Below are 11,954 nucleotides of genomic sequence, written 5' to 3' on the forward strand. Positions count from 1 at the left end.
TGGAAAGCACGTTTTCGCAATCTTTTGCATGCTCCCGGCCATATCCAGTGTAACCAAACTCCAGTCACGACTATATGTCTGCCCAGTGGATGGATCTTCCCAGTGACGACGCTTGATACGTAAATAAACGGCTTTACCACGGATAGGGAAGTCCTGAACTTCAATCTCAGGGAGGAAACCTTTTGAGTGAAGATGTAGATCTGAGTACTCAGAAGGAATAGTGGCTTTCTCCTCTAAATAAAGAATAAAGCAAGTATCCTGAGAAACATGATTGACTAGGGTAAAGTAATCAAGGATTCCTGAAGGCAAGAACAAGCTTAAAGAAGCAACAGGATCAATCGTTTGGGAAGAGGATGTTTTCATGATGCAAAAATAAGAATTTTAACGCAATCCCCCAAGGTTTCAGACTGAGCCTTGCCTACTTGATATTTTTTCACGTACCGGTTACAATCCCATCGGTATTTTCAACAAATACCAGGCAATAAACATCAATGTCCAGGCAACCAGGATACCTAATGAATATCTCCAGGTATATTTAAGCAATGAGCCATACGTAATCTGTTTATCATACTGCCGCATATAAGTCAGTACCAAAGGCATATAAAATAAGAAAGGAGTAATGGCATTCGTCGAACTATCTCCGATACGGAAAGCACATTGTGCTACATCCGGAGCAATTCCCATCTGTGCAAACATCGGAATAAAGATAAAAGACATAAAAGCCCATTTGGAGGTAGCAGATACCATAATCAGGTTTATCAATGCCGTAAATAGAATAAACAGGATGAGAGCAGACAAAGGAGCCGGCTCAAACGAAGAGAGCAAATCAGCTCCCATGATGGCTAAACACTTATCCAGATGGGAATATTCAAAACAGGCAAACATCTGTGCAGCAAAGAAAGCGATAACGAAATACACTCCAAGAAGTTTCATTGGCTGTGTAAGTCCTTCAATCACATCATTGTCAGTGCGATACCGTCCGGAACTGAATCCATAAGCCATCCCCGTAATACCTGCTCCCAAAGAAAGTAAGAACAAAATACCGGCAATAAAAGGCGAATGCATCAAACCTCCGTTCACCCCTCGCAAAATTCCATAAGAAGAAAAAGTAAGCCACAAGATAAGAGCGACATAAACAGCTGCTACAACAATGGAAATCATAATGGCACGCCGCTCTTTGCGAGACAAAGGATGATAAGCCACCACTTTCACACTGCCTTCATACTTTCCTAACGTGGGAAGAAGCCATTTTTGAGTAATCCAATACACAATAGCTGTAATGACTACTGTTGAAGCACTCATAAAGAAGTAGTTACAAAGAGGTTCCGTGTTCCCCTGATAACCCGTTTGCGCCAGTGCCGCCTCTTGGGTGGTATGTGCCAATAACGGGTCCATCGTACTCAATACAATATTGGCACTATACCCGCACGCAACAGAGACATAAGCTGTAACAATCCCTGCAATCGGGTGAAGTCCCACCCACTGGAACAGCATAGCGGCAATAGGCAATAAAATAATATATCCACCATCCCCAATGGCATTCGACAACAAACCGAGCACAATCACCCACAAGATGATTTTCCTCTTTTCCTGCCGGTTCCCTACTCCCATGCGGATGCACGCATCAATAAAACCGGAATGTTGTGCTACTCCCAGTCCGAACATAGCGATAATCACCATGCCCAACGGAGCAAAGCCCGTGAAATTCTTAATAGCGTTCCGCAACCACCAACGGATCCCTTCCGGACTTAACAGACTTTGTACACGGATGTCTTCGCCTGTCTGCGGTAGTGTCACTTTCAACCCATAGATATCACATATCCATGAAAGAAAGACCACTGCCATTGTCAGCAGAAGGAACATCGTAGCGGGATGGGGCATACGCCATTTATTCTTCATTACTTTCCAGAGGTATTACTTGCCATTAATTACTCTTCATCAGGCTCCAGATTATCCAAATCGATAATACGCAATTCCAGTGCACGTACTGCCAATCGGGTAGCATTCACTCCCACCCGTTCTCCATTCGGGAAAAGGCGTCCGATAAGATCATTCTGTCGTTTCTCCAATGATTTTACGCCGAAAGGCATCCCTTTCAGATTGGCAATCATCTCCTTCGTATATCCTAAGGCCAAATGGCGGAGAAAACGTTCGTCATATTCATCAATGTCATAACTGATGACTGCTTCCTGACGCTTGGCATCGTTGGCTACAGATTTCTTGAAACGATCTACAATCTTTTCCAAAATCGGATAGTTGAATACCAGTTTCTTTCCGTCCATCACAGCCTGCACATCTGTTTTCGTCAGTAGTTCTCCCGTTTTGAGGATAATTCCGTCGGCACCGGCATTCAATACATCCACCCACAACTTTTCATTCAGAATCTCACCTGTGAAGATCAGTACCCGGACTCCTTTGTAGCGTTTGAATATATTCCGACAAATGTCAACACCAATGGTCGTAGAACCTCCCAGTCCTAAGTCCAACAATACCAAATCGGGGAGTTGCGCCTCCATCAACGGCCAGAACTCACTTTCCGTCATTGCCGTACCGATCACTTCCGCATTCGGTATTTCATGACGGAATATTTCTTCTGTCCCTTTCAACTCCAGTTTTACATCCTCTACGATAATAACTTTAAACTTCTGTTCTTCCATGTTTCTTATCTAATAACTTTTATGTGTTCTCCTTTTATCGGCGCGGAATGGTGAAATAAACCATAAATCCTCCGCCTTCAGCCGGCTCGGCATTGATACGACATCCTCTACGTCCCGCAAATTCGTCATGATCGCGGATAATCTGCTTGCATACCAGATATTCCGTTCCTCTCAACTCCCCTTTCTCACCGGAAGTCATACGTGCCAGATTCGGATAAAATAATTGGTTCAATTCTTCCACACTCTTTTCACGTCTCGTATCCGTAAAGAGAAAACGAATATATTCATTATCCTGACGTGCTTGCAGACGTATCACCCCATCTTCATGCACAGTCAATGCTTCATCAATCAAATTTTCCAATAGAAAACGCAACTGGCTCACGTCTCCTATCACCTTCGCTTCCATCGGTTTTATCTCCAGTTCTATCCTCTCCGAACGGTTCTTCATTGATTTCTTGAAGTATTTTCCGGCAGCGTCCAAAAGCTCCTGCACCGGAATCACAGTACGCCGGAAAGTGACTTCCTCCAATTGCCGGGAAGCACACGAGCTCAAAATCGTAAAGATTCCCTTATAATATTCAATCAATTCCGTCATGGTCTCCACCGCTTCACGCTCCTCCGTTTCCGAAAGCTTCTGCGTATTCAGCCGTCCTACAATCTGTTTGATTTTATTCGGATAATAGATCGTCTCATGTTTAATCGTCGACAAGCAGTTGTCAAGTACCATATTCTGTACATGCAACATACTGTCTTCCCAGGAAGCTCTGCGTGTTTCTTCATGCGCCGACTCAATATCCCGGTATTTAGTAGCCAGTTTCACCACTGCATTAAATACGACAATAGCCACATAGCGCGCTACCAGTTCAAAAAGGAGCCGGTCTGTTTCCTGTTCTGTTCCCTCCCTGCGTTCCAGATAAAGCACACCGACACATTGATGTTCACCTCCTGCTTCCACCATCAGCGGAATTGCCTGAAGATGCTGTTCAGAAAGATATTCTCCGGAACTAAAACACTGTTCTACCATCTCCGGCATTTCCTGCCCGGGGCGAGAAGCGTATTCCAGCCGATGTGTCGTTTCGTTATAAACGGCAATTCCCATCCGGTCAATTGTCAGTAGTTCATTCACCGAACCGAATGCTTCATCCACAATACGTTGCGGGATTTCTTTAAGCGTACTTTCCTCCCGTTGGAGTGCCTCTGCATTTTCTTGTTCCTGCGGTCTGACCAAAGATGCCGCAAATACCTTTTGATTAATCTCAAGTACCTGTTCGAGATTCAAACGATTCTGCAAACGTTTTCTCATATACAGGAAATAGTATCCGACCAAAGAAACAATCAGTAGAACAAAACATAAAATAATTCCTACTGTCTTATTCGTATTCGACCGTTCCAACTGTCGGCAATATGCTTCAAGAGTCTGATCTTCTCCTTGCAACTTATACAAATCCGTAAATGCCGAATTATTATAACTGTATGCATCCAACTGTTTCAAAGCCAAAAAAGCAACTGCCGCCTCATTCCTGATATCCAGAATCACATGATAATCCGAATCAAACAATTCATTCCACCAACTGATTTCGGCAGGCGTTCCTTCACCCACCAGCTTCATATACCGATGTGGACGATCCGGACGCGCATATTTCTCATAATGCTCGTTCAACAAGAGTATAGCAGAATCTATATATTGCAAAGCAAATTCATAATTTTCATCCACATTAGCAAAATAGGCGGCATTCGCATAATCCGACGCTGCATCCAGCAAATCCTCATAGGCAGAATCCGTAACCACCACTATCGAATCGCCCTCCTGCAACATAGGAGGAATCGGATCATGCAGACAAGAACTCACCCCAAACGGAAGCAACAAGCAAAGCAACAAGACTCCCATCGCTTTACGCACTCCCGAAGGCAAACGGAAATAGAAACGACTCCCTTTCCCCAATTCACTCTCTACATCAAAGACACATCCCCGGAACAATTCATTCGTTTTCTTATATTTCTCAATGATTCCCTTACAATTCATCAGTCCGAAACCACTGCCCTTATTCTCCTTCAGAACTTCCGGGTCGGCTGCATTCTTCATTCCGATGACACGGGAATCATATACTTTCTCACCGATGATACGAGCCACATCTTCTTCGGAAATCCCCCCTCCGTTGTCTTCTACGGAAATCTCGACATACGCATCCGTAGTACGGGCATACACTTTGATTGTTCCTCCTTCCGGAGTATATTTTCGGGCGTTTTCCGCCAACGTGTTAATCATAAACAAAGTCAATGCCCGGTCAGCCTTCACCATAACCGTAGTCGGTTCTATTTCCAACTTCTGATTTTTCATTTCAAAAGCACGTCTCCCTTTGCCTAACAGTTCAAAGAGCTCATTGAGATCGAACGTTTCAATATTCAAGCTAAGCGTCCCCTGCTTCATCTTAATCCAAAGAGCCAAAATATCATTGTATTCATTAATTGTAGTTACGAGCTCGTCAATGTATTGATACTTCTCTTTCTTTATCTTTTCATGATCGATATATCCTCGTTCCGTCAACTTATGCACTTCATTCAAGATACGGTCGATATAAGGATTTATCCCATTCACAATGGCCAGACAAGCCTTCTTAATCAGATTTTGGCGTTTATTTCCCGCGATATGTTGTTCGTAAACATATCGTTGCTTTTCCAATTGCATCCGCTCGTCACTCAACGCTTCTACCATCTGCTCATTGTCCGCAGCCCAAACGATATACGGTTCGAGCACGTGCACCAAAGCTTTTTCATCACGGTTCAACCGATGCAAAGGAACCAGTGCCGCTTTTCCTTCCTCCGGAATTTCCAGTTGAAGACGCCCTTTTCCGAACAGTTGGTCGATGCCTTGTTGAATTAACGGAACATTCATTGGTATAGAAGAAGTGATGTCCCGGCAAAGAGCCAGTATCCGCTGCAGACGTTCCACATCTACTTGATTCCTTATTTTAGATCGCTTATTGAAGAACCACCAAAGAATAACCACCAGTACAAGTCCGGCAATAACCAAAGAAAGTACAAGCGTCATTTGTCGTGAATCGGATTCCAACGAAAGATAACGACTCTCCAACTCTTTATCCTGACGGGTATAATTCAGAATATCCAGATATATATTTCGGTTGTAATCAGAAGCATACTTCATTCCAAGCCCGGCATACGATACACTCAATTGTTCCCGAATCCTCGAAATCCATTCGGGCACCGTCCTTACGTCTTCCTCCATAATCCACGGTACTCCAGTATATGTCGTATCTCCTTCCGCATAAATACGCAGCTTGTCCAACGTATCCACTGCATGATGATAATAAAGCATATGGTGTTGGTTCACACAATCTAACGCTTTTGTAAGCGTATCTAATGCTTCCGAATAACGTCCGTGCTCATTCATATACTTACCGATAGACACATACGCACCGGCAATCTGATACAAATCATTATACTCCCGGAACTTTTCAAGCGCAAGCTGTGCCATTCGCAAAGGCAAAAGCGAATCTACAGGAAAACCAAACTGATCCAGCGCGTATCCCCTCCTTGTTCGAAAGAGTTCGAAGTTGTTGGGAGAAACCATCAGATTAGCCAGCCCTTGCAGACCATTTCCTTCGAAATAAGGATGATTAGTCTGAACCGCAGTCCTCCAGGTTATATATAGTTGGTCGAACTCACGCATTTTCCTATCCTCCGGCTTGGTGGCTTCCACCAATGAAGCCGATCCTTTGATATAATGATAATAAAGCAACTGATTCGTATCTGCCAATACTTCATCTTCCGGGATCTGATTGAGAGATGCGATGGCTTCCTGCCTTTGCTGAAGATAATAGTAATAAATAGAAGAAACAATGAAAAATTCGGTGAAAGCATAATCCAGTCGAAGTGCCTCGTGGCGGTCAGCAAACAAATCACTCTCTTCCCGAATACGTTTCATACGCCGGAGCGCACTGTTACGATAATCATAAAATTCTTTGTTCATAGCTGTCCGCTGACAAATCTTCATCAGTCCGATATCAGCAATCAACAGTTCAAGCTCATTTTTAGTCAGTTTATATACTTCCTTATGTAACGCTTCCGCCCGGTCAAAATCCATCGCCATAAAAGCACAGAATCCGAGATTATTGGATGCTTCCGCTTTCCCCGACTTATAAAAATTTACCTGTTGATAAGCTTCATTGGCATACTTATAAGAAGAATCCAGGCTTCGATAACGATAAGTATACGCTTTCCCGTTTAAAGAATCAATCAGGCGCACCTCTTTGGTCGGCACCATATCAGTGCACGAAAAAAAAGAGGTAAACAACACTATACCTATTATATATAAAGGAAAACGTAAACTCATTTTTGACTATTAACTGTTTTCAGAAAGCAAATCTACAAATATTTCCGATAAGTTGGAGAGAAAAATATTTTTTATACAATAAGTCCTTCTAAATAATAAGAGAAATTCCTACCTTTGCAGGCAAATTAACAAATAGGTAACATCTATTACAAAATGAGCGAAAAAGCACCCTTTATGGTATTCTCGGGAACGAACTCGAGATATCTTGCAGAAAAAATCTGCGCGAGCCTGGATTGTCCTCTGGGAAATATGAACATTACCCATTTTGCCGATGGCGAATTTGCGGTTTCATACGAGGAGTCAATTCGTGGCGCACATGTATTCCTGGTTCAATCCACTTTCCCTAACTCAGACAACTTAATGGAACTTCTCCTGATGATTGATGCTGCTAAACGTGCATCAGCAAAGAGTGTTGTGGCTGTAATCCCCTATTTCGGATGGGCTCGTCAGGATAGAAAAGACAAACCTCGTGTATCTATCGGGGCTAAGTTGGTAGCTGATCTGCTGTCTGTTGCAGGTATCGACCGACTGATTACGATGGATTTGCATGCTGACCAGATCCAGGGATTCTTCAATATCCCGGTAGATCACTTGTACGCATCAGCTGTATTCCTCCCTTACATCCAGTCATTGCAATTGGAAAATCTGGTTATTGCTACACCGGACGTAGGAGGTTCAAAGCGTGCCAGCACTTTCTCCAAATACCTTGGCGTACCATTGGTACTCTGCAACAAATCACGTGAAAAAGCCAATGAAGTAGCATCTATGCAAATCATCGGTGACGTGGAAGGTAAAAACGTTGTCTTGATTGATGATATCGTAGACACAGCAGGAACAATCACTAAAGCAGCCAACATCATGTTGGAAGCCGGTGCCCAATCTGTACGCGCTATCGCCAGTCATTGCGTAATGTCTGATCCGGCTTCTTTCCGTGTGCAAGAGTCTGCCCTGACAGAAATGGTATTTACTGACAGTATCCCTTACGCTAAGAAATGCCCGAAAGTGAAACAGTTGAGCATTGCTGATATGTTTGCTGAAACAATCAAACGAGTGATGAATAACGAATCTATCAGTTCACAATATATCATTTGATTTATGATTTATGAATAAGAGAGCCAGCTAAACTTAAAATTAGCTGGCTCTCTTATTTATCTCAACACACTGAATTTGAATGGGTAATAGTAAGCAACTAAATCATAATTCATAAATCATAAATCTATTGGAGTCTTCCGAATTTATAGGTTCCTTTTTTAATCACTTTTCCATCTTTATCCGTTTCTACAAAAGGACCATCCTTCTTTCCTTGTTTGAAAAAGCCATCGAAGCGATTACCGTCTTTGTCGATTTGTACGCCTTGCCCCTCTTCCAATCCATCAACAAACCCACCTTTATATTGCATACCAGCAACAGTTTTCAGAGTACCCTGTCCATTGGGACGGTTATCTTTCCAGTCACCGTCATAAACATCGCCATTGCTCCATTTATAAACTCCCTTGCCGTCACGCTTATTGTTTTTCCAGCTTCCTTCATACACAGCACCATTCGCCCAGGTAAAAGTACCTTTTCCGTCTTGCATGCCGTTCTTGAAATTACCTACATATTTATCACCGTTAGCATGGTAATAAACTCCTGGACCGGTTCGCTCACCTAAGAGATACGAGCCCTCATAACGGTCGCCCGTGTGAAAGTAATAAGTACCTTTTCCATGTTGAATATCATCCGCCCAGTCACCATCATATTTATCTCCATTGGTATATTCAAAGACCCCTTTTCCGTGACGAACATCATCTTTCCAGTCTCCATCGTATTTACAGCCGTCATCCCAGTTCATGATACCTTTACCGTTCTTCTTATCATTTTTCCAGTGACCGGTATATTTGGCACCGTTTGCCCAAGTATATGTACCTTCGCCTTCACGCTTATCATTTACCCAATGACCTACATACAAATCACCGTTATGATAATACATAGTTCCTTCACCATGCTGATAATCCTGATACCACATACCGTCGTAACGGTTATTATTCATAAAATAATAGATACCTTTTCCGTGCTGCTGGTCCTGGAACCACTGTCCTTCATACTTTTCTCCGTCGGGGAACATATAAATTCCATATCCTTCACGTTTCCCTTTCACATATTCACCTTCAAAGACATCACCGTTTTTAAAAACCGTTTTTCCTTTTCCGTTCGGTTTTCGGCCTTTCATTTCTCCCGTATAGACACTGCCATCCTTAAAAGTATAGTTGCCAATCTTTATTTCAGTGGAGAATGTATCTTTAATTTTTCCGAAAAATCCGCCTTTCTTTCCTTCATTTTCTTGTGCCATTACTCCCTCTTGTGCGAGGAGAGCCAATAAAAGTGTAGTATATAGATATTTCCTCATTGGTTTTAGTCGTTACTCATTTTAGAATTACAATTTGGACAAAGATACAATTTCTATCCCAAACAGCCCACTTTCGGAAAGCAATTTATGACAACTTTTTACCTGCAATGACCTCTTTTAATGTCTCTTTGCACAAATAGCGCTGTGCCAAATCTTGTATTTCCGCAGGAGTAACCTCGTTTACAGCCAGCAGAGAACGTGAAAAGTAGTCATCATCCAGACCGGAAGTAGCAATAAAGATCCATGCATCCGAAAGTGAGAAAGGAGACTCATAACTACGGCACATTTCGCCCAACATATAGTTGCGTACGATAGTCAATTCTTCCATCGACACAGGTTCCTGATGCAGACGGTCAATTTCATGATATACTTCCTGTATCAACGGTTCCACATATTCATTATCCGTTTCTGTCGAGATAGCCAGCAATCCGCTATCCGGATAAAACATGATTCCTGCTGAAATGCCATAAGTATACCCCTTTTCTTCACGGATATTAGACATCAGACGACTGCCGAAATAGCCTCCGAATAAAGTCATCAATACCCGGAGTTTCAGATAATCAGGATGGTTACGAGTGATGGTTGTATATCCCATCTTTACAGCACTCTGCATAGCATCCTCACGTTCTATAAAAATCCTCTTTTCGGGAACGGCAGTAAAAGGAAAACTTAATTTCGATGCCGGCTGTTGATGTTTACCAAAAGAAGTGCCGAATGTATCCGTCACTCGGCTGATAATATCCTCCGTCACCTTGCCGGATAAGAAAATAGAGCAATTGCCCGAATGGTAATACCGTTCATAAAATTCACGAAGCACTTCCGGAGTGATGGCATGATAATCTTCCTCCACCACTATTTTACCACATGGATGCTGTTCGCCATAAAGCGACTTCAACAGACTGCGATGTGCCAGGAAATCAACTTTGGAAGTATTGACCAGATATTGTTGGATATTGGTATCAAGGATAGTATGCAATTCTTTTTCCGGAAAAAGTGGTTCTTTAATCATGGATTCTACCACTTCCAATGTTTTCGCCAAATACTTATTCAACGAATAAACAGTGATGTATGCATACTCCGACGAGCTGGACAGTTCGAGCCACGAACCGTAGTAATCCAGTTTCTCGGCAATGGTAGCAGCCGTATATTTTGTAGTACCTTCGCGCAACATCCGGTTTGTAAACAAGGCTTGCAGTTTCTGCGACTGCTGCCAACGGGCTCCAGCGAAAAGCACATCTATGCGTACTACTTCCTGTTCACCCGCATTAATAACAGTCAATGGAATACCATTTGGCAATGTCATTCGGACGGGAGGAAGTATACGAAAATTTTTCAGGGTTTGTATTTCAGGTTGTATTTTACGATCCATACGATTAGATTCTATTCTTCAAAAACTCTTCTGCCCGTTCCAAATCTTGCGGGGTATCGATTCCGATAGTTTCTACTTCACTAATGCCTACCTTTATCTTATATCCGTTCTCCAGCCAACGGAGCTGCTCCAAAGATTCAGCCAGTTCCAGAGAAGACTGCGGAAGCATGGTTATCTCTTTCAGCACATCTGTACGATAGGCATACAGTCCGATATGCTTGTAGTAGGTATGTCCCTTCAGCCAGTCCTGTTTCTCGGCATTACGTTGATAAGGAATAATGGAACGGCTAAAATAAAGCGCGTTCCAGTTCGTATTGACTACCACTTTCGGTGAATTTACGTTTTCCAGTACAGCAAACGGTTCATCTGCAGTAAAAGGTTTCACCAGCGTGGCAATCTGCGTAGTTACATCTTCGAAACAAGCCTTTACCGCATCCAATTGTGAAGGCTGAATAAAAGGTTCATCTCCTTGTATATTAACCACGACATTAAAGTCACCTCCAATCTTTGTACAAGCTTCATAACAGCGATCCGTACCGCTTTTGTGATGAACAGAAGTCATCACAACCTTACCTCCGAACGCCTTGACAGCAGCTTCAATACGCTCATCGTCCGTGGCTACATAAGCATCATCCAAAACGCCAGCCACTTGCTCATACACACGTTGTATAACAGTTTTTCCACCCAACATAGCCAACGGTTTTGCAGGAAAACGAGTGGATGCATAGCGGGCAGGTATAATTCCAAGAAATTTCATCTACTTAATAAATAATGAAGAATGGAAAGCTGATAATGACTGTTGTATATATCCCCTTTGCCAATCCTCCGGTTTTACTATTTTGTTATCATATAAAAGCATGTCAATGTCCAGACAAACTTTCTCCTCTTTTTTATCTTCCGGACGACGTCCGGACCTTTGTTCTATATCTTTCAGCATTTTCCTCACTACCTCTTCATCCTTATCGGAAAAGAACATAACCACTTGGTTGGAAAACAAGGCCGGATTCTTAAAAAATAAAGGTTCAGTTTCCAATTCGGGCGCAAAACATATAAAAGAGAACGATTCAGTCAGTTCCTGTCTGGCAAAAGTCAAATTCTCTTTCCTGTTGTAATTACTCCCTATGCAAACAATATACCTATGCATTAAAAAATAAGTATTTAAGTATTAGGTATTAAGTATTAAACATTAGA

The 11,954-nt window shown here is 42.5% G+C and carries 9 protein-coding genes; 1 reads left to right on the plus strand and 8 read right to left on the minus strand.

Annotated features, from left to right (window positions below; translation table 11 throughout):
- From DW862_RS12480 to DW862_RS12495, 4 genes are all read right to left on the minus strand, one after another.
- Window positions 1–363 (minus strand): hypothetical protein (locus DW862_RS12480; RefSeq protein WP_120068550.1); only part of this gene is annotated, 363 nt, incomplete at its 3' end.
- 81 nt (window positions 364–444) lie between these two features.
- Entirely contained in the window at window positions 445–1,899 is a 1,455-nt protein-coding gene (locus DW862_RS12485) for an AbgT family transporter (protein WP_120068554.1), read from the minus strand.
- Between the two features lie 29 nt (window positions 1,900–1,928).
- Entirely contained in the window at window positions 1,929–2,657 is a 729-nt protein-coding gene (locus tag DW862_RS12490; protein WP_004317459.1) for a DUF5932 domain-containing protein, read from the minus strand.
- Between the two features lie 34 nt (window positions 2,658–2,691).
- Window positions 2,692–7,008, minus strand: coding sequence for a DUF5113 domain-containing protein (locus DW862_RS12495; RefSeq protein WP_120068557.1), 4,317 nt, complete (start codon window positions 7,006–7,008; stop codon window positions 2,692–2,694).
- A 153-nt stretch (window positions 7,009–7,161) separates the two neighbouring features.
- Here DW862_RS12495 and DW862_RS12500 point away from each other — a divergent pair, with 153 nt between their 5' ends.
- Window positions 7,162–8,100, plus strand: coding sequence for a ribose-phosphate pyrophosphokinase (locus tag DW862_RS12500; protein ID WP_008022499.1), 939 nt, complete (start codon window positions 7,162–7,164; stop codon window positions 8,098–8,100).
- 124 nt (window positions 8,101–8,224) lie between these two features.
- Here DW862_RS12500 and DW862_RS12505 read toward each other — a convergent pair whose 3' ends face one another.
- The 4 genes from DW862_RS12505 to DW862_RS12520 all read right to left on the minus strand — a co-directional run bounded on the left by DW862_RS12505 (window position 8,225) and on the right by DW862_RS12520 (window position 11,907).
- Window positions 8,225–9,394, minus strand: coding sequence for a phosphatidylinositol-4-phosphate 5-kinase (locus DW862_RS12505; protein ID WP_008022501.1), 1,170 nt, complete (start codon window positions 9,392–9,394; stop codon window positions 8,225–8,227).
- 85 nt (window positions 9,395–9,479) lie between these two features.
- Window positions 9,480–10,763, minus strand: a complete 1,284-nt coding sequence (locus DW862_RS12510) for a pitrilysin family protein (RefSeq protein ID WP_074708677.1) — start codon at window positions 10,761–10,763, stop codon at window positions 9,480–9,482.
- Window positions 10,764–10,767: 4 nt separating this feature from the next.
- On the minus strand, window positions 10,768–11,520 hold the full coding sequence (gene kdsB, locus DW862_RS12515; RefSeq protein WP_120068561.1) for a 3-deoxy-manno-octulosonate cytidylyltransferase: 753 nt from the start codon (window positions 11,518–11,520) through the stop codon (window positions 10,768–10,770).
- On the minus strand, window positions 11,521–11,907 hold the full coding sequence (locus DW862_RS12520; RefSeq protein ID WP_120068565.1) for a 2-amino-4-hydroxy-6-hydroxymethyldihydropteridine diphosphokinase: 387 nt from the start codon (window positions 11,905–11,907) through the stop codon (window positions 11,521–11,523).
- Between the last annotated feature and the right edge of the window lie 47 nt (window positions 11,908–11,954).

This window comes from Bacteroides sp. AM37-9 (assembly GCF_003603455.1).
Taxonomy (GTDB): domain Bacteria; phylum Bacteroidota; class Bacteroidia; order Bacteroidales; family Bacteroidaceae; genus Bacteroides; species Bacteroides xylanisolvens.

Excerpts from the sequence above, each read along its gene's own strand:
- DW862_RS12485 (WP_120068554.1), bottom strand. The coding sequence starts at position 1,899 with ATGAAGAATAAATGGCGTATGCCCCATCCCGCTACGATGTTCCTTCTG.
- DW862_RS12490 (WP_004317459.1), bottom strand. The coding sequence starts at position 2,657 with ATGGAAGAACAGAAGTTTAAAGTTATTATCGTAGAGGATGTAAAACTG.
- DW862_RS12495 (WP_120068557.1), bottom strand. The coding sequence starts at position 7,008 with ATGAGTTTACGTTTTCCTTTATATATAATAGGTATAGTGTTGTTTACC.
- DW862_RS12500 (WP_008022499.1), top strand. The coding sequence starts at position 7,162 with ATGAGCGAAAAAGCACCCTTTATGGTATTCTCGGGAACGAACTCGAGA.
- DW862_RS12505 (WP_008022501.1), bottom strand. The coding sequence starts at position 9,394 with ATGAGGAAATATCTATATACTACACTTTTATTGGCTCTCCTCGCACAA.
- DW862_RS12510 (WP_074708677.1), bottom strand. The coding sequence starts at position 10,763 with ATGGATCGTAAAATACAACCTGAAATACAAACCCTGAAAAATTTTCGT.
- kdsB (WP_120068561.1), bottom strand. The coding sequence starts at position 11,520 with ATGAAATTTCTTGGAATTATACCTGCCCGCTATGCATCCACTCGTTTT.
- DW862_RS12520 (WP_120068565.1), bottom strand. The coding sequence starts at position 11,907 with ATGCATAGGTATATTGTTTGCATAGGGAGTAATTACAACAGGAAAGAG.